The following is a 17,735-nucleotide window of genomic DNA, read 5'->3' as shown; positions in this document are numbered from 1 at the left end:
GACAAATTGTCAGTTTGGGTGTCACGCATACTTGTCGAAAGCGTCTTAAGCGTCCACAATGCGCTCACATGGCAAAGTTCCCATTCTCCGCAATCGTCGGGCAAGACGAGATGAAGCAGGCGCTGCTGATTGCAGCTGTCGATCCAAGCATTGGCGGGGTCATGGTGTTCGGCGACCGGGGCACCGGCAAAAGCACCGCCGCGCGCGCCCTCGCCAGCCTTTTGCCGCCGATTACCGCGCATGAAAATTGCCCCTATGGCGGCTCGAAAGAAGACGCGCTCGCATATCCTGATGTGTGCGGCGGAGGGCCATTGCGAAAGCGCTCCGTGCCGTTCGTCGACCTGCCCCTTGGCGCGACAGAAGATCGCGTAATCGGCTCACTCGACTTGGAAAAGGCTCTTCGATCGGGTGAAAAGGGTTTTGAACCCGGCCTCCTTGCCAAAGCTCACCGAGGTTTTCTTTACATTGACGAGATAAACCTCCTCGAAGACCACCTCGTCGATCTGCTCCTTGATGTCGCAGCATCGGGCGAGAATGTGGTTGAAAGAGAGGGCCTGTCGGTCCGTCACCCTGCCAAATTCGTGCTCATCGGCAGCGGCAATCCGGAAGAAGGCGAACTGCGCCCGCAATTGCTCGACCGTTTCGGCTTATCGGTCGAAGTGCGCACGCCCGAAGATATCGAAACCCGCGTTTCCATCATGCGCCTTGTGGCTGCAAATGAACGCGACCCGGACGCCTTTACCGCGCAATGGGCGGGTGAAGACGAAAAAATCCTCAAACAGATCGCGCGCGGCAAGACCAAGCTCGCCAAGCTTGAGGCGGGCGAAGATATCCTCACCGACGCCGCCCATTTGTGCATGGCGGTGGGCGCGGATGGCCTTCGCGGAGAGCTCACCTTGATGCGCGCAGCGCGTGCTTTTGCAGCGCTTGAAGGCGCGCGCAAAGTGAAACGCGAGCATTTGATTGCGGTTGCGCCGTCTGCATTGCGCCACCGCCTGCGCCGCGATGTTCTGGATGAAACAGGCTCCACCGTGCGCATCACCCGCGCTTTGCAGGAGCTGTTCGGGTGAGCGAAGAGCTCGCCCCTGAAAATCCTTCAAGCGATCCCCTTCACGACGCCATTCTCGCCGCACAACTGTTCATCCAGAACCCTCTGGGCTTTGGCGGAATGGTGCTGCGCGGTAGTTCCCCTGCCCGCGATGCTCTGGTGGCTGCGATTGCCGCGAACATCCCGACAAGACGCCTGCCGACCCACGTCGATGATGAGCGCCTGCTTGGCGGCATAGACATAGCGGCAAGTCTTGCTGCGGGAAGGCCGGTGGAAACGGCTGGACTCCTTACCGAAGCGCGAGGCGGTGCTTTGATCGTGCCAATGGCTGAACGCATGGGAGAGGCTTTGGCGGGACGGCTCGCACAGGCGCGTGATGATAAGCGAGTCGCGCTGATCCTGCTCGATGACGCGCGCGAGGTGGACGAAGGTCCACCCCTTGCTCTGATGGAACGGGCGGCGTTCCAGTGCGATCTGACCCATTCAAGGGCGCGTTTCGCTGAGCTTGACGATGCCCGCGCATACGACACAGAGCCCTTAAACGATGACGCGCTCAGCGCGATTGCTTCGACAGGCGCGGCGCTGGGTGTGCATTCGGTGCGCGCACTGATCCATACAAGCGAAGCGGCGCGCGCGCATGCTGCGCTTTGTGGCAGGGACATCCCCGAGCGGGCGGATCTGGAAGCAGCCGCTCGCCTTGTGCTGGCCCCTCGCGCAACGCAGCTTCCTCCACCGCCAGAGGAACCCGAGGCAGACGATGCGCCGCCGCCTGAACCGGGCGAAACTCCGCCAGACAATGACCAGCAATCCGCCGATCAAAAGCTTGAAGACAAGGTTGTCGAGGCCGCCACCGCTGCGATCCCCGCCGACCTTTTGGAGCAACTCGCCAAAGGCCTAGCCCCGCGCCAAGCCGGCGGGAGTGGTTCCGGTCAAAAACGAAAAAACGGTCTTCGCGGGAAACCTTTGGGCGCGCGTCCCGGAATGCCGAGGGGCGGCGCAAGGCTGGCGATGATCGACACGCTTAGGGCAGCGGTCCCTTGGCAAGGTGTGCGCAGACGCGAGGCGGGTGCCGACCAAGACGCGCCGCTGATCATGCGTAAGGACGACCTTCGCGTTCGTCGCTTTGAAGAAAAAGCCGCACGTGTCACCATCTTTGCCGTCGATGCCTCCGGTTCTGCCGCCGCCGCGCGATTGGCCGAGGCAAAGGGCGCGGTCGAAATGATGCTGGCGCAGGCTTACGTCACCCGCAGCGAGGTCGCGCTTATCGCGTTTCGCGGCGAGACAGCAGAGCCGCTTTTGCCGCCCACCCGCTCTCTCACACGGGCGCGCCGCGCTCTTGCAGAGATTCCCGGCGGTGGCGGAACACCGCTTGCCATGGGTCTTCACGCCGCGCGCGAATTGGCCGCATCGGTGCGCTCAAAAGGGCGTACGCCAAGTGTGATTGTTCTAACCGACGGGCGAGCCAATATCGACGTATCGGGGCAACCGGGCCGCAAGCAGGCAGGCGAGGACGCCGAAAACGCTGCGAAAGCCATTGCGCGCGAGGGAATTGACGCTCTGGTGGTCGACATTTCCGCCCGCGCCAGCCGCGAAGGCGGCCAATTGGCCGATGCAATGAATGCGCGCTACCTCGCCCTGCCCCGCGCCGATGCGAAGACTTTGCACGCGGCCATTTCCGCCACAGAACCGGCATGAGCGCGCAAAGATCAGGGGCGCTCCAATGGGAACGCGAGGGTCGCATCTGGCCTCACCGGGGGTCCAGCCAGTTTGTTCAGCAAGGACATGCGACCTGGCATATTCAGCGCTTTGGCAAATCAGGTGCCCCCCGCATTCTCTTGCTCCACGGCACCGGAGGCTCAGTCCATTCGTGGCGCGGGCTTGCGCCAATTCTGGCCAAGGATTTTGAGCTATTCGCGCCAGATCTGCCACGTCACGCTTTCACAAGAGGCCATGCGCCCGGCGAGACTTCGCTGGTCGGCATGGCGCGCGCGATCCGCGATCTGCTGGCTCACACCAGGTTTGAGCCAGACATGATCGTTGGCCATTCCGCAGGCGCAGCCCTGGCTTTGCAAGGCGCGCTTGACCACGGCTTCAAAGGGCCCATCGTGGGACTCAATTCCGCGCTTCGCCCCTTCCCCGGTCCGGCCGCAGAGATATTCCCTGCCGTCGCCAAGCTTCTATTCGTGAACCCCTTTGTGCCGCGCATCTTTTCCAAAGTGGCAAGCTTTGGAGGAGAGGCAGAACGGTTCATCTACCGCTCCACCCATTCGCGTCTCGATAAAGAGGGGCTTGCCTGTTACGCGGCGCTCATCAAGAATGCGGCTCACACCAAAGGCGCGTTGTCGATGATGGCGAACTGGGACTTGCCCACCTTGCGCACCCGCATGGGTGAGCTTTCCAATCCCATCCTGATGGTTCATTCCGATAATGACGCGGCGATCCCGCTTGATTGGGCGAAAGAGGCGCATAGCTGGCTTCCCACATCGCGGTTGGAGGTGCTTGGCGGGCTTGGTCACCTCGCGCATGAAGAAGCGCCGGAACTTGCAAGCAGATGGATCGTAGATTTCGCGAAGGAAACGCTGGGCACGCCCGCCTGACAATGGAAGCCCAGTTATGGAAGCCAACTGATGGAAACCACGTGATGGAAGACTATTCCAAAAACATCACCGACAATTTCGGCTGGCTGGAAATTGCCTTCTTTTACTCCATCGCGATTGGCGTGTGCTTTTGGCAATGGTGGAAGATGCGCCGCGAAGTGCGCGAGATGCGGGCCGAGCGTGAAGCTCGAGAAGCGCGCGAGGCAGAGGAAAAGGCTGCCATGGAGACAGCTGAAAAGGACACAAGGTCTAGCGACTAAGCTGGTTTTCTGGGCATCCTGAAGGGCAGCATGAATTGTACGACCGGTGAGGCAAAACGCCTCATATCGAGGCTTTCCTGAACCGTTTCGACCTCTTCCCCGAATAGTTTCGATGACAATTCAGAGCGCGCATAAAAGGGCGTGTCTTCCCACGTCCTTCGCACCTCAGCGACGCCAATTTCGGAGCGCGTTCGCCGGTCCACCCGCCATTTGCTTTTGGGCAAACGCGCGATTGGCGGCAGCTCGACATGCGAGGCCTCTGCGTGGCGATCGAAACGGATCGCGCTTGCGAAAAGCGAGCCATCGCCGCGCTCGCCTTCGTAACAGACCACCGCGCCCTCTTTCAGGTGCGCGCGCGACCAGTGCCACATATTGAACCCGCTCTCGAGCGGTTCGCTGCCCCGGTTGTGGTCGAAATATCCGGTGCCTGACCATAACAGGCCCGGCTCCTCCATCTCCACCTCGATGCGCGCGCGCGGCGCCATGCAATGCCAGATGTGATTTTCTGCAGGGTCCAGTGCAAAGCTGGTCGCATTCAATGCCTCGGGGTGCACGCGCACCTTGCCCGCGACACGGCGGTGGATAGGATTGAACAGGCGCGTATCGCGCTCCTCAATGTCGATTTCGAGGTGATCGCCGTTCCATCGCATCGCGCTGTGCCCGATTTCCAGATTGCTGGCATCGCGCCTCACGTCGCCTTGGGGCCGTTCATGCATGACCCAGCGGTGCTGAGGTCCGTAAAGCGCGACATTCATCGAAGAATGGTCGAGCGGCGCGCCTCTGCCAGATGCCTTGTAATAGGGCGAAAAAACGCTGCCCATAAAGGCAATTATTGTGAGGGCGTGGGCTCCGTCGTCGCTGATCGCGTCGATATACCACCAGGTGTATCCGCCGGGTGGTACGTCTTCGTCGAAGCGAGGTCCTGTTCGACCTTTTTCGCCGCAAGCAGCCCGGATAAGGCGGCCATCGGGACGCCCGCTGAAGGATGCGTCGCGCCCCCAGCGCAGTAAAGATGCTTGATCCGCGTGCGAGGCCCCTGCCTCAGGAAAGAGGCCGCCGAGCCGTGCGACGCTCTGCCATATAGAGCTCCCCCGCTTGCCGGAAACAGGCTCTCCCAAACGGCCGGCGTCGCGACCTGATGAGGCATCTCCTCCTCTAACCTCAGTCCGCAACGCAGAAGCGTCTCTCTCATCTGGCTCGTGCATTGCTCGGTCTCCTTGGGATCGTAGGAATGGGTGTCGCCATTGGCAGGCGCATTGACGATGATTTGCAGGCGTTCCCGCTTGGCCGGTGCGGCGCTGGCAGCAGCGTCCGAACTGCGGTCGATGGCGCAGATGTAAGCGGTGGGATTAGCTGGGGGACGACCGCTGGCGATCTCGTCAAACTCGCGTTTGTAGTCGCCTGAGAAAAAGACGTTGTGATGGGTCAAATCGAACCCACTCGTTTCGGCATGGGCGTACCAGACCAGCGCGGAAAGCGAGCGTTTGGACGGTGGCAATGGCTTAACCGCGCGGGTTGCCGGTCCGCCGAATTTACCGACAGCAATCGCATTGGGATCGGCATTGCATATCACCGCATCGGCCACGATCACTTCGCCATTGGCAAGGCGAACACCGCGTGCTCTATCACCTTGGGTGAGGATCTCCGCTACGCTTTCACCCATCCGGAAGCGAGCGCCCTGCCCCTCGGCGAGCTTTCGCAATCCTGCGGCAAGCGCATGGATACCGCCATCGATCTGCCACACGCCCATTGCCTCGACATGGGCGATCAGCATTAGTGTGGCAGGCGCCTCGAAAGGAGACGATCCGCAATAGGTGGAATAACGGCCAAACAGCTGCTGAAGACGCGGGTCCTGAAAGAAATCGCCCAGCGCCTTCCACATTGATTTGTGCGGACGCATCGCGGCAAAATCACTAAAGCGTGTGAGACCAATCCGCCAAAGCAGCGGCAACGGGCTCGACACATTGTCCCCGCGCATCATCGGTTCATTGAGAATGTCGTACATGCGCCGCGTTTCATCGGTGAAGCGCGCATATTCCTTTGCGGCATCCGCCCCTGCGAAATCCCCGATGGCATCAATGCTCCGCTCGCGATCGGCGAAAAGATCAAGCGTTCCATTCGCATCCCAGGCATGACGGGCGAGCACTTCGGCCTTTTTGACGTTCACATAGTCTTCGAGTCGCGCGCCGCATTCGGCAAAGATTTCATCGAAGACATCGCGCATTGTGAAAACGGTGGGGCCTGCATCAATCGGCTGGCCGTCCACTTCGACACGGCGAGCCTTTCCGCCGACGGTATCGGCCTTTTCCACGAGGGTGACATTGTGACCACGCGCTGCAAGCCGGGCTGCGCTCGAAAGCCCGCCCATTCCTGCACCGATGATGACAATACCCTTATCCAAGACCGTCAACACCCCTCCAGCCGGCAGCTATCGCCGGTCCAATGTGACATTATAGTTGACCTGACTGTAGCATGTGTCCACTTCTTTGGACAAATGAAGTGTCATTTTTATGGGATTCACATCTGAAGCATGAGCGGGGGATCACCCAAAGCGCCGCTAAAGGTGCGCTGGATTGCACGCCGCAATGCGGTGTTCGCATCACCGCGGTTCCAATATTGGTGCGCCAAACTGCCTTTGGTGAACCGCATTGCCAGGACGCGCGCAGGCGAGGCATTCGACATCCTTGCAGGCTTCACCTACAGCCAAATCCTTAGAAGTTATGTGGAATCCGGGCTCTTCGACTTGCTCATTCATGGCCCTATTGGCCACCAACACGTCGCCTCCCAGCTGGACCTCAGCCGTGATGCGGCACTGACACTCCTTCGCGCAGGACGAGCCCTAAGACTGTCTGAAGAGGCGATCGAAGATGGCTGGATGCTGGGCGAGGCGGGCGCGGTTCTGGCCGCTGATAAAGGCGCACAAGCGATGGTGCGCCACCACAGATTGCTATACCGCGACCTTGCTGACCCGCTGGAATTGCTGCGGAAAGACCGGAAGGAGCCAACCGAGCTTTCGCGCTTCTGGTCCTACGCAGGCGCTTTACATGGCGCAGCCGAACGCGGCACCGAGACCACCGAATATTCCGAACTGATGGCTACATCGCAGCACTTTGTCGCTGACCAGGTGCTTGCCTCCTATCGCTTTCCCAAAGACGCGCGGCTCTTGGATGTTGGTGGCGGGCACGGAGCGTTTCTCACCCATATGGGGGACGCTTTCGAGGACCTGCACCTTGGCCTGTTTGACCTTCCCGAAGTGGCTGAGGCGGGCGCAGCGATACTATCCAAACGCTTTGGCGAAGCGCGCGTCACACCCCACCCGGGTAACTTTTTTAATGACGCGATTCCCGAAGGATATGACGTTATATCCCTCGTTCGCATCCTGCATGATCACGATGATGAGCCAGCCCTAAAGCTGCTAACCAACATCCGCGCCAGCCTTGCACCGGGAGCACAATTGCTGATCGCAGAGCCAATGGCGCGCGCACCGGGCGCAGAGGGCATGGGCGAGGCATTCTTCGGCATGTATCTATGGGCCATGGGCTCTGGTCGCGCACGCAGCGCAGATGAGATCGCCGCGATGGCGCGCAAAGCGGGCTTTGTCCGCACAAAAGCCATTTCCACAGCCCAGCCGATCAACGCCAGCATCCTCGTCGCCTACGCATAATTTCAGGATTACACTATTAACTGTCCGCTTTAGTTGACACATTATAGTGTAAGGCGTAGCACAGGATCAGAGGAAGCCCCTCCTGGGACACTCGCCGAGTCGCATTTTCGATGCGGCAAAGCGTTTGGAGAGGCTGACCATCGGGTCTGATTTTCGGGCCTGAACGTCGGGGAAGCGAGTCCACATATGCATAGCTTGGCTGTAATACTTGAGAGGCCTGAGGCCGTTGCGCTTCAGTCGCTTGAGCTAAGCCCTGCAAATGCAAGTGATGTCCTCGTCGAGATCGCATGGAGCGGAATCAGCTCCGGCACCGAAAAACTCCTGTTTACCGGGCAGATGCCCAATTTTCCGGGCATGGGTTATCCGCTTGTCCCGGGCTACGAGTCCGTTGGCCGGATCGTGGACGCGGGCAATGCAGCCAAAGAACGCATTGGTGAGTGGGTGTTTGTGCCCGGCTCCAATTGCTATTCCGGTGCGCGCGGCCTGTTCGGCGGAACGGCAAGCAAAGTGATGCTGCCATCCGCAAGGGCGCTTGCGATACCTGAAAGCCTGGGCGTGGACGGTGTCTTGTGCGCGCTTGCCGCGACGGCTCTTCATGCGATTAACGCAGGCGAGCTTCCCGATTTGATTATCGGTCACGGCGTGCTTGGGCGTTTGCTCGCGAGGCTTACCCTCGCGCTTGGCGGAAAAGCCCCGACCGTTTGGGAAGTCAGCAACAACCGCCGCTCTGGCGCAGTAGGCTATAACGTCATCTCGCCAGAAAATGACACGCGCACCGATTACGCATCCATCTATGATGCAAGCGGCGATGCGGGGCTGCTTGACGAACTGATTGGCCGTCTCTCCAAAGGCGGGGAAATCACACTGGCGGGCTTTTACAAAAGCCGGCTCGGGTTCGATTTTGCCCCTGCTTTCATGAGAGAGGCGCGTTTGCGCGTGGCGGCGGAATGGCAGCCGCAAGACATTGCGCAGACCATCGCCCTTATTCAGGCAGGAGCTCTCAATCTGGGCGGCCTGATCACTGACACAAGTCCGGCATCGCGCGCGACTGAGGCTTATCCCAAAGCGTTCAGCGATCCTGACTGCCTCAAAATGGTTCTAGACTGGAGTGAAGCTGCATGACGATGTTGGAAGCCCAAGATCAGGCTCTACGCGATGAAGCTTCGCAAGAGCCAGACCCGGTACACACCGGCGAAGTGACTTCGGAAACGCAGGTCATCGCGATTTATGGCAAGGGCGGCTCAGGCAAGTCCTTCGCGCTCTCGAACCTGTCCTACATGATGGCGCAGCAGGGCAAGCGCGTGCTTTTGATCGGCTGCGATCCGAAATCCGACACGACTTCGCTCCTGTTCGGCGGCAAATCGTGCCCCACAATCATCGAGACCTCTTCAAAGAAGAAGCTTGCCGGCGAAGATGTCACCATCGAAGATGTGTGCTTCCAGCGTGACGGCGTCTTCGCGATGGAGCTTGGCGGGCCTGAAGTGGGCCGAGGCTGTGGTGGCCGCGGCATCATCCACGGCTTTGAGCTGCTTGAGAAATTGGGCTTCCACGAGTGGGGCTTTGACTACGTTCTCTTGGACTTTCTTGGGGACGTGGTGTGTGGCGGGTTCGGCCTGCCGATTGCGCGCGACATGTGCCAGAAAGTGATCGTGGTCGGCTCAAACGACCTGCAATCGCTCTATGTGGCCAACAATGTGTGCCATGCGGTCGAATACTTCCGCAAGATGGGCGGCAATGTCGGTGTGGCCGGCATGATCATCAACAAAGACGACGGAACAGGCGAGGCGCAAGCCTTTGCAAAAGCGGTCGATATTCCGGTTTTGACCGCGATCCCCGCAAACGAAGATATTCGCCGGAAAAGCGCAAATTATCAGATTGTTGGTGTGCCAGGCGGCGAATGGGCAAGCCTCTTTGAAGAGCTTGCTATCAATGTCGCAGAAGCCCCGCCGCGCCAGCCTGCGCCTCTGGATCAAGACGGCCTTCTCAATCTGTTTTCTGCCGACGAAACAGGCGGAAACGTCGAATTGGTCCCGGCGACCCAAGCCGACATGCGCGGCGGCACTTTTGAAGAAAAACCATCACTTGAAGTGATCTACGACGAGATTTGATTTGACAGATATCTCTTCCTCGAACGCGCAACGCAACCGTGACACGTTGGATGTGGGCAGTGGCACTGCCTCACAGCCAAGCGGCGCGTGTTCGAGCAAGGATACCATGCGCGAGGCGGCGCGCGCGGCCGGGAAAAGTGACATTCTCGACCAATACGCCGCTGACTATCCCGTGGACCCTGAAAAAGGGCCACATGATCAACCGCAATCCATGTGCCCGGCATTCGGGTCATTGCGCGTTGGTCTTCGTATGAAGCGCACCGCAACCGTGCTTTCAGGCTCGGCATGCTGCGTATACGGCCTCACCTTCACATCGCATTTCTACGGCGCGCGGCGCACGGTCGGCTATGTGCCGTTTTCGTCCGAGACGCTCGTCACCGGCAAGCTGTTTGAAGACATCAAGGAAGCGGTCGAGGATCTGGCCGATCCAGAGAACTACGATGCGATTGTCGTCACCAATCTGTGCGTTCCCACAGCCAGCGGTGTGCCGCTAAGGTTGTTGCCGGACCAGATCAACGGTGTGCGCATTATTGGCATTGATGTGCCCGGTTTTGGCATTCCGACACACGCAGAGGCAAAAGATGTGCTGGCTGGCGCCATGCTTGCCTATGCGCGCAAAGAGGCGATGACAGGGCCGGTTGCAACGCCTGAGAAGCGCTCCGATCGTCCAACGGTCGCTCTGCTTGGCGAGATGTTCCCCGCCGATCCGGTGGTGATCGACCAGATGCTTGAGCCGCTTGGCCTGGCAGCAGGACCAGTTGTTCCAACACGCGAGTGGCGCGAACTTTACGCAGCCCTTGATTGCTCTGTCGCTGCCGCAATCCATCCGTTCTACACCGCGAGCATTCGCGAATTTGAAAGCGCCGGTCGCCCGGTGATCGGCTCTGCCCCCGTGGGCGCAGACGGAACCGCTGCATGGCTCGACAGCCTTGGCGACGTAATGGGCCTTCCCGCAGACAAGGTTGCAGGCGTCAAAAACGCCATGATCGGCGCTTGCAAAGGCGCACTGGCTGGTTCTCCGATCAAGGGCCGCGTGACCGTTTCGGGCTATGAAGGCTCTGAGCTTCTGGTTGCGCGCCTGCTGATCGAAAGCGGAGCAGATGTGCCTTACGTCGGCAGCGCTTGCCCGAAGACCAAATGGTCTGACCCTGACCGCGAATGGCTTGAGGCCAAAGGTGTTCGGGTGAACTTCCGCGCAAGCCTCGAAGACGATATCGCAGCGGTTGAAGAATACCGCCCCGATCTCGCAATCGGCACAACGCCAGTGGTTCAGCACGCGAAGGCGAAAGCCATTCCGTCGCTGTACTTTACCAATCTGATTTCGGCCCGTCCGCTGATGGGTCCGGCAGGTGCAGGCAGCTTGGCACAGGTCATCAACGCCGCCATGGCCAATAAAGAGCGCTTCGATACGATGCGCGATTTCTTCGAAGGCGTTGGCCAGGATCACGCAACAGGCGTATGGGAAGACACTCCGGTCGACCGCCCGAAATTCCGCAAGAAATATGCAGCTTTGAACGAAGCAGCGCGTAAAGCGGCTGAGGCGGTGGGCACATGACCCTTGTCCTCGATCATGATCGCGCCGGCGGATATTGGGGCGCCACTTACGTCTTTACAGCCGTCAAGGGCCTGCAGGTCATTATCGATGGCCCTGTGGGTTGCGAAAACCTGCCGGTGACATCCGTGCTCCATTACACCGATGCCCTGCCCCCGCATGAACTGCCGATTGTGGTAACAGGTCTAGGCGAAGAAGAGCTCGGCAAAACCGGCACCGAAGCCGCGATGAAGCGGGCTTGGCAAACGCTTGATCCTGAGCTTCCTGCTGTGGTGGTAACGGGTTCGATTTCTGAGATGATCGGCGGCGGCGTGACGCCAGAGGGCACCAATATCAAGCGCTTCCTGCCGCGCACGATCGACGAAGATCAATGGCAGTCAGCGGACCGCGCGCTCACATGGCTCTGGACCGAATTTGGTCCCAAGAAGATGCCGCAGCCCCGGCCACGCAAAGAGGGCGAGAAGCCCGTCGTCAACATCATTGGCCCGTCATATGGCATGTTCAACATGCCATCCGATCTCGCCGAAATCCGGCGTCTGGTCGAAGGGATCGGCGCAGAAGTCGGCGTTGTATTCCCGCTGGGCTGCCACCTTGCCGATATTCGCAAACTGGGCACAGCAGACGCCAATGTTTGCATGTACCGCGAATTTGGCCGCAATCTGTGCGAGACACTCGAGCGGCCTTACTTTCAGGCGCCAGTCGGCCTTTCCAGCACCACGAAATTCCTGCGCGCTCTGGCCGCAGAACTGGGCCTTGACCCAGAGCCATTTATCGAGCGCGAAAAGCACACCACGATCAAACCCTTGTGGGACTTGTGGCGCTCGGTCACGCAAGACTTCTTTGCGACCGCCAATTTCGGCATTGTCGCCAATGACACCTACGCGCGCGGCATTCGCCACTTTCTCGAAGACGATATGGGCCTGCCTTGCGCCTTCGCCTATTCGCGCGAAGCGGGCGTAAAGCCCAAGAACGACGAAGTGCGCGAGGACATTCACAAGTCTCCGCCCCTCGTAATGTTCGGCAGCTATAACGAGCGCATGTACATGGCCGAGGTCGGCGCGCGCGGGAAATTCATCCCGGCAAGCTTCCCGGGCGCGGCCATCCGCCGCCATATCGGCACGCCTTTCATGGGATATTCGGGCGCAACCTATCTGGTGCAGGAAGTGTGCAACGCGCTCTTCGATGCGCTGTTCCACATCCTGCCCCTGGGCACTGACATGGACAAAGGCCAGGCGACCCTCGCACGCGGTGCAAATGTGCCTGTGAAAGCCGGGTCAAACGGCGCGCCAACACACGAAGTGACATGGGACACCGAGGCCAAGGCCCGGCTCGATGAGCTGGTCGAAGAGCAGCCCGTCCTTATCCGCATTTCCGTCGCCAAGCGCCTTCGCGATGCCGCCGAGGCAGCCGCGCGCGCAAAAGGCGCAGACACAGTTACCAAAGATTGCCTCCAAGAGGCATTGCTCGAGAGAGAAGCTGTATGACCTGCCTCTCGCTCACCAACGAAACTTTTGAGGGATCACAAGTTTTGCCTGATCGTATCGGGCATCCGCAATCCACGTGGGGGATCACGCGCGGATACCGTCGAGGACAATTCCGTCCTCGCTCCAATGTTAATGAATGGAGATACTACAATGGCAGATGGTGATCGCCCCAACGTGGGGACGTATCTGACCGACGAAGAGGCAAAGGAAATCCATGGCGCGTTCATGGGAACTTTTGGTCTTTATGTCGGGATCGCGGTTGTCGCTCACATCCTTTTGTGGGTCAACAAACCGTGGCTTCCCCTCTGATAATCCACACTGCCTGACTTAGTCTTTTTCGTCTCGTTTCGAGGCGCGATCGGCTGAGACCCAAGCAACTGGAATAAGGAAACAATCATGTACAAGATTTGGCATCATTTCGATGTTCGCCGGACCCTCGTAGCGCTGCATGTCGGCCTCGCGGTTCTCGCGTTCACGATCCACTTCATCCTGCTCAGCACTGAAACATACGGCTGGCTCACCTAATCGTGAGTTTGCTGGCTGTTTCTTACAGCTGAACAGGCAAATCCTTGTGAGGGGGCAGGTTCGCCTGCCTGCCTCCCACAAATAACCGATACGCAAACGACAACGCCTGCCACAAAGGCAGGAAGGATGGACCTATGGCGCTCCTTAGTTTCGAGCGGAAATACCGCACACGCGGTGGCACATTGATCGGCGGCGACCTTTTCGACTTTTGGGTCGGGCCGTTTTATGTCGGTTTCTTCGGAGTTCTAGTGGCAATCAGCGCCGCCCTTGGCACAATGCTGATCTTTGCCGCTGCTGCCGCAGGACCGACCCTCAACCCCTGGCTAATCGATATTCAGCCACCAGCGATTGAAGCAGGGTTAGCATTCGCTCCCCTGAATGAAGGGGGTTACCACCAGATCATCACGCTATGCGCGGTGGTTGCATTTGGTTCCTGGGTATTAAGACAAGCAGAAATCTCGCGAAAGCTGGGCATGGGTTATCATGTTCCAATCGCTTTTAGTGTTGCTGTCTTTGCCTTTGTAACACTCAACATTATCCGTCCGTTCTGGATGGGCGCATGGGGACACGCATTCCCATATGGCATCTGGACCCACTTGGACTGGGTTTCCTACACCGGATATAACTATGTGAACTTCCACTATAATCCGGTTCATATGCTGGCGATTACGTTCTTCTTCACCAACTGTCTGGCGCTCGCGCTTCACGGCGGTCTGGTCTTGTCAGCGGTCAACGTTGGCAAAAACAATGAAGTGCGCTCACCGGAATATGAAGACACCTATTTCCGCGATTTCATCGGCTATTCTGTCGGTACGCTTGGCATCCACCGTGTTGGATTGTTCCTGGCCCTGAATGCAGGGTTCTGGAGCGCGATCTGCATCGTGATTTCCGGCACACTGATGACAGGAAGCTGGGTTGAATGGTGGGATTGGTGGCGTGTGATCCCAATCTGGCAAGGAGAACCGATCTGATGGCTACCTATCAAAACATCTTCACCCAGATCCAGGTCAAGGCCGCTCCCGAAATGGGCGTTCCGCTGACCGACGGCAGCGAGGAACGTATCCCTATCACTGGCTATTCCTATTGGATGGGCAAGATAGGCCAGTCGCAGTTCGGTCCGGTTTATCTCGGCTGGCTCGGCATGATCTCGCTCACCTTCGGTTTTGCAGCCTTTATGATCATCGGACTGAACTTTTGGGCTCAGGCCGGATGGGACCCGCAAACCTTCATGCGCGAGCTTTTCTGGCTCTCGCTTGATCCGCCAAGCGCGGAATATGGTTTCAGCCCGTTCGTACCCTTGAATGAGGGAGGCTGGTTCATCATGACCGGCGCTTTCCTCACGATCGCGGTTCTGTGCTGGTGGGCTCGTACCTATATGCGAGCCAAGGCGTTGGGCATGGGTATGCATATCCCCTGGGCCTTTGCGTCGGCCATCTGGCTGTTCCTGGTGCTGGGCTTTATTCGCCCGCTGCTCCTTTGGGATTGGTCAGAGGCTGTGCCTTACGGGATCTTCAGTCACCTTGACTGGACCAACAACTTCTCGCTCATTCACGGCAATTTGTTCTACAATCCGTTCCACGCGCTCTCGATTGTGTTCCTTTACGGTTCAGCAGTCCTGTTCGCGATGCACGGGGCGACGATCCTTGCTGTGGGCCGTTACGGCGGTGAGCGCGAGATCGAGCAGATCACCGACCGCGGCACCGCATCCGAGCGTGCCGGCCTCTTCTGGCGCTGGACCATGGGCTTTAACGCTACCATGGAATCAATCCACCGCTGGGCCTGGTGGTTCGCGGTTCTGACCACACTCACAGGCGGGATCGGTATCCTTCTGTCAGGCACAGTGGTCGACAATTGGTACCTTTGGGCACAAGAGCACTATTACGCCCCGAAATAGGGTTGTGCTTTAAACTCGGGTTTCAGGCGAAACCCGGCCATAGGTCGAAAAACGCCCGGCTTCGCAACAATGCGCAGCCGGGCTTTTTCGTTGGCGCTTTCCCGCAAAGTCGTCTTCCATGTGACCTGGAAATGCACAAAAAAGAGCGAAATTCGCCAAACTGAAACATGATCGCCACATGGTTGTCATCGCTCAGTATTAGCGCGCCCTCACACCTCTCACTGGATCGAAGGGCAAAACCATGACCAAAATTCCATACCGCTCACTTCTTCTTGCATCGGCACTGACAATTCCAGGGCACGCCATGGCCCAGGAAGACACCGATCAATCGAACCAGTCCGGAAACGCGATTATCGTCACTGCGCAAAAGGTCGAACAGCGCGCCCAGGACGTGCCGATCACAATCTCTGCGCTCAACGGCGACGACATCGAAGGGCTGGGCGTTACCGACCTTGATGAGCTTTCCAACTACATTCCCGGTCTGTTGATCCAGGAACAAAGCGCCAATAATCCTGGTGTCGTTATTCGCGGGATCACTTCGGACAGCGGATCATCGCAGCAAGGCCCGCGGGTCACGCTCTATTACAACGGTGTCGATATCTCGCGCTCGCGTGGTTCGTATCAGGCGATTTACGATTTAGAGCGGGTCGAGGTTATCAAAGGCCCGCAAGCGACCTTGTTCGGCACAGCGTCCGCGGTCGGCGCGATCAGCCTCGTCTCCGCCCGCCCTCGCGAAGGGTTCTCGGGCGAACTCTCCGGCGGCTATGGCAATTTCGACCAGACCCTTCTCGCAGGCCACCTCAATGCCGGCTCCGACGTTCTCGCAGGCCGCATCGCATTCGAATATCGCACCCGCGATGGTTATGTTGAAAACCTCAGCACCAATCAGGAAGAAGAGCTGTACGCTCAGGATCAATTAGGCGTGCGCGCATCGCTTCGTTACACCCCGTCGGCGGATTTCACGCTCGATTTGATCGGTACATACGATCAACAACGCAATGGCGGCACTCCCTTCATCTCAGGCACTTTCCCGGCGTTTGCGGGCGCACCAGGGGGAGCTGACAATGCCTTTGAAGATGCGAATCTGGGCGGCTTTCCCGAAGGTGCAGAAGCACTTGGCGACGATCAGCTCGGGCTTAACCGCGAGGTCTACGACCTCAATGTTACCGCAGAATACCGGTTCGCCGATGAATGGACCTTCACCACGGTCAATGGCTACCGCGAATTTGACAGCGCGGAAGTCTTTGATGCCGACGGAACGGCCGCACCCTTCCTCGAATTCGCAGAGATCGCTGATGGCTGGCAGATCAGCCACGAAGGGCGTTTCACATACTCGGGCGGCAATCTGCGGGCGAGCGCGGGGTGGAACCTGTTCATCGAAGAGGGTGCACAAAACGTACCTTTTGCGAGCGAAGAGGGATTGTTCCTCCAGTGCCTGACCGGCCTTTTCGGCGCGCCTCTTATTCCGGGCATTCCGTGTGTTGCTCCTGATGGCAGTGTTCCGGCAACAGCCGTCACCGGCCTTGCAACAGGCGGCGCGGTTGCTGCTATCCCTTACGCAGCGCGTTTTGAAAATCAGGGCCGCAACGAAGCCTATTCGGTGTTTGCCGATGTGACCTGGCTTGCGACCGATAGGCTGGAATTGACAGCCGGTATCCGCCTCCTCGACGAACATCGCGAGTCCGGTTTTATCTCTGTATCGCCCAATTCGACCTTGAGCGGCGCGCCGCTTATCCCGGGCTTCCTTGACACCAACGGACGGACCTTCCGCGCCGATGACAGCTTCTCGGCAGTCCTCCCGCGCTTCAACGCGCTTTACCGTGTGAACGATGACGTCAATGTCTTCGCCACCATCTCGAAAGGCCGCCGTTCGCCGGTGGTGAACCTTGGTGGCACACTTGATAGTGTCGGCGCGGTCGTTCCTGACCTTGATATCGTCTCCGAAGAAACAGTGTGGAATTACGAAGGCGGGATCAAGCTTGCCAGCGGTCCTGTTTCTGCATCGCTCGGCGTCTACTATCAGGTCTACGAGAACTTCCAGGTTTCGGTTGAGGACCCCGATGGTCCGGTCGGCACCTTCATCACGCAAAGCGCAGGCTCTGCGAGCAACCTTGGTGTCGAAGGCGAAGTGGCGATTGATCCCACCGACTGGTTGCGTATTTTCGGCAACTTTGGATATATCGATGGCGGCATTGATGAAGACGGTGCCTTCTCGCCCGCCTTTTCCGGTGCGCGCTTCCGCTTACAGCCCGAGTTTCAGGCCTCCGGCGGCTTCACGGTCGACTATGAGTTCGGCAACGGAATGCGCTTCTTTGCAACGCCAAGCATAACCCATCGCAGCCGGATTTTCTTTGAAGTGCCCAATAGCGATCTGATCAGCCAGGACGGCGTCACACTGGTCAATGCCCGTGCGGGCCTTAGCTTTGCCGATGAGCGCTATGAAATCGCAGGTTTCATCCGCAACGCTTTCAACGAAGACTATCTTCTCGATGCGGGCAATACAGGCGGAGCGTTCGGCATTCCGACCTTTATCCCGGCGGAACCTCGCTTTTACGGAATTCAGGTGACGGCGCGTTTCGGCGATTGAGTATTTGAAAGGACTT

General features: G+C 58.6%; 16 protein-coding genes. 14 read left to right on the top strand and 2 right to left on the bottom strand.

Annotation, left to right across the window (positions count from 1 at the left end):
• Positions 1-68: 68 nt before the first annotated feature.
• From bchI to AC0V6Q_RS14825, 4 genes are read left to right on the top strand one after another with little or no spacing between them, the layout of a single operon-like run.
• A complete protein-coding gene (gene bchI / locus AC0V6Q_RS14840; RefSeq protein ID WP_486169148.1) occupies positions 69-1,070 on the top strand; it encodes a magnesium chelatase ATPase subunit I in 1,002 nt (333 codons plus the stop codon).
• Positions 1,067-2,743, top strand: a complete 1,677-nt coding sequence (locus AC0V6Q_RS14835) for a magnesium chelatase subunit D (protein WP_486169147.1) — start codon at positions 1,067-1,069, stop codon at positions 2,741-2,743. The genes bchI and AC0V6Q_RS14835 overlap by 4 nt, the downstream gene beginning before the upstream one ends.
• Positions 2,740-3,645, top strand: a complete 906-nt coding sequence (bchO, locus tag AC0V6Q_RS14830) for an alpha/beta fold hydrolase BchO (protein WP_486169146.1) — start codon at positions 2,740-2,742, stop codon at positions 3,643-3,645. The genes AC0V6Q_RS14835 and bchO overlap by 4 nt, the downstream gene beginning before the upstream one ends.
• A gap of 44 nt (positions 3,646-3,689) precedes the next feature.
• Positions 3,690-3,905, top strand: coding sequence for a hypothetical protein (locus AC0V6Q_RS14825; RefSeq protein WP_486169145.1), 216 nt, complete (start codon positions 3,690-3,692; stop codon positions 3,903-3,905).
• Here the strand turns inward: AC0V6Q_RS14825 and AC0V6Q_RS14820 are convergent.
• Complete coding sequence (locus AC0V6Q_RS14820; RefSeq protein WP_486169144.1) at positions 3,902-4,726, bottom strand: hydroxyneurosporene dehydrogenase; 825 nt, start codon at positions 4,724-4,726, stop codon at positions 3,902-3,904. The genes AC0V6Q_RS14825 and AC0V6Q_RS14820 overlap by 4 nt on opposite strands.
• An 8-nt stretch (positions 4,727-4,734) precedes the next feature.
• Complete coding sequence (crtD, locus tag AC0V6Q_RS14815) at positions 4,735-6,306, bottom strand: 1-hydroxycarotenoid 3,4-desaturase CrtD (RefSeq protein ID WP_486169143.1); 1,572 nt, start codon at positions 6,304-6,306, stop codon at positions 4,735-4,737.
• Positions 6,307-6,435: 129 nt separating this feature from the next.
• Between crtD and AC0V6Q_RS14810 the strand changes: the two genes are divergently transcribed.
• From AC0V6Q_RS14810 to AC0V6Q_RS14765, 10 genes are all read left to right on the top strand, one after another.
• Positions 6,436-7,569, top strand: a complete 1,134-nt coding sequence (locus AC0V6Q_RS14810; protein WP_486169142.1) for a methyltransferase — start codon at positions 6,436-6,438, stop codon at positions 7,567-7,569.
• A 186-nt stretch (positions 7,570-7,755) separates the two neighbouring features.
• The gene (gene bchC / locus AC0V6Q_RS14805) at positions 7,756-8,691 is read left to right on the top strand and encodes a chlorophyll synthesis pathway protein BchC (protein ID WP_486169141.1); all 936 of its coding nucleotides are present in this window, start codon (positions 7,756-7,758) and stop codon (positions 8,689-8,691) included.
• Entirely contained in the window at positions 8,688-9,677 is a 990-nt protein-coding gene (locus AC0V6Q_RS14800; RefSeq protein WP_486169140.1) for a chlorophyllide a reductase iron protein subunit X, read from the top strand. Before bchC ends, AC0V6Q_RS14800 begins: the two co-directional genes overlap by 4 nt.
• A gap of 106 nt (positions 9,678-9,783) precedes the next feature.
• The gene (gene bchY / locus AC0V6Q_RS14795) at positions 9,784-11,232 is read left to right on the top strand and encodes a chlorophyllide a reductase subunit Y (RefSeq protein WP_486169322.1); all 1,449 of its coding nucleotides are present in this window, start codon (positions 9,784-9,786) and stop codon (positions 11,230-11,232) included.
• Positions 11,229-12,713 carry a chlorophyllide a reductase subunit Z gene (gene bchZ / locus AC0V6Q_RS14790; protein ID WP_486169139.1) on the top strand — a complete coding sequence of 495 codons (1,485 nt, stop codon included), beginning with the start codon at positions 11,229-11,231 and terminating at the stop codon, positions 12,711-12,713. The genes bchY and bchZ overlap by 4 nt, the downstream gene beginning before the upstream one ends.
• 150 nt (positions 12,714-12,863) lie before the next feature.
• Positions 12,864-13,022 (top strand): light-harvesting antenna LH1, beta subunit, encoded by a 159-nt coding sequence (gene pufB, locus AC0V6Q_RS14785; protein ID WP_298301260.1) that lies wholly within the window; start codon positions 12,864-12,866, stop codon positions 13,020-13,022.
• Positions 13,023-13,109: 87 nt separating this feature from the next.
• Positions 13,110-13,238 (top strand): light-harvesting antenna LH1, alpha subunit, encoded by a 129-nt coding sequence (pufA, locus tag AC0V6Q_RS14780; RefSeq protein WP_081853297.1) that lies wholly within the window; start codon positions 13,110-13,112, stop codon positions 13,236-13,238.
• Between the two features lie 134 nt (positions 13,239-13,372).
• Complete coding sequence (pufL, locus tag AC0V6Q_RS14775) at positions 13,373-14,209, top strand: photosynthetic reaction center subunit L (protein ID WP_486169138.1); 837 nt, start codon at positions 13,373-13,375, stop codon at positions 14,207-14,209.
• A complete protein-coding gene (pufM, locus tag AC0V6Q_RS14770; protein ID WP_486169137.1) occupies positions 14,209-15,132 on the top strand; it encodes a photosynthetic reaction center subunit M in 924 nt (307 codons plus the stop codon). The genes pufL and pufM overlap by 1 nt, the downstream gene beginning before the upstream one ends.
• Before the next feature lie 241 nt (positions 15,133-15,373).
• On the top strand, positions 15,374-17,719 hold the full coding sequence (locus tag AC0V6Q_RS14765) for a TonB-dependent receptor (RefSeq protein ID WP_486169136.1): 2,346 nt from the start codon (positions 15,374-15,376) through the stop codon (positions 17,717-17,719).
• Positions 17,720-17,735 lie beyond the last annotated feature (16 nt).

Source organism: Erythrobacter sp. S227 (assembly GCF_057364925.1).
Note: the sequence above shows the minus strand (reverse complement) of the source record. Positions and strands in the feature narration are given on the sequence as shown.

Excerpts from the sequence above, each read along its gene's own strand:
- bchI (WP_486169148.1), top strand. The coding sequence starts at position 69 with ATGGCAAAGTTCCCATTCTCCGCAATCGTCGGGCAAGACGAGATGAAG.
- bchO (WP_486169146.1), top strand. The coding sequence starts at position 2,740 with ATGAGCGCGCAAAGATCAGGGGCGCTCCAATGGGAACGCGAGGGTCGC.
- AC0V6Q_RS14825 (WP_486169145.1), top strand. The coding sequence starts at position 3,690 with ATGGAAGACTATTCCAAAAACATCACCGACAATTTCGGCTGGCTGGAA.
- AC0V6Q_RS14820 (WP_486169144.1), bottom strand. The coding sequence starts at position 4,726 with ATGGGCAGCGTTTTTTCGCCCTATTACAAGGCATCTGGCAGAGGCGCG.
- AC0V6Q_RS14810 (WP_486169142.1), top strand. The coding sequence starts at position 6,436 with ATGAGCGGGGGATCACCCAAAGCGCCGCTAAAGGTGCGCTGGATTGCA.
- bchC (WP_486169141.1), top strand. The coding sequence starts at position 7,756 with ATGCATAGCTTGGCTGTAATACTTGAGAGGCCTGAGGCCGTTGCGCTT.
- AC0V6Q_RS14800 (WP_486169140.1), top strand. The coding sequence starts at position 8,688 with ATGACGATGTTGGAAGCCCAAGATCAGGCTCTACGCGATGAAGCTTCG.
- bchY (WP_486169322.1), top strand. The coding sequence starts at position 9,784 with ATGCGCGAGGCGGCGCGCGCGGCCGGGAAAAGTGACATTCTCGACCAA.
- bchZ (WP_486169139.1), top strand. The coding sequence starts at position 11,229 with ATGACCCTTGTCCTCGATCATGATCGCGCCGGCGGATATTGGGGCGCC.
- pufB (WP_298301260.1), top strand. The coding sequence starts at position 12,864 with ATGGCAGATGGTGATCGCCCCAACGTGGGGACGTATCTGACCGACGAA.
- pufA (WP_081853297.1), top strand. The coding sequence starts at position 13,110 with ATGTACAAGATTTGGCATCATTTCGATGTTCGCCGGACCCTCGTAGCG.
- pufL (WP_486169138.1), top strand. The coding sequence starts at position 13,373 with ATGGCGCTCCTTAGTTTCGAGCGGAAATACCGCACACGCGGTGGCACA.
- pufM (WP_486169137.1), top strand. The coding sequence starts at position 14,209 with ATGGCTACCTATCAAAACATCTTCACCCAGATCCAGGTCAAGGCCGCT.
- AC0V6Q_RS14765 (WP_486169136.1), top strand. The coding sequence starts at position 15,374 with ATGACCAAAATTCCATACCGCTCACTTCTTCTTGCATCGGCACTGACA.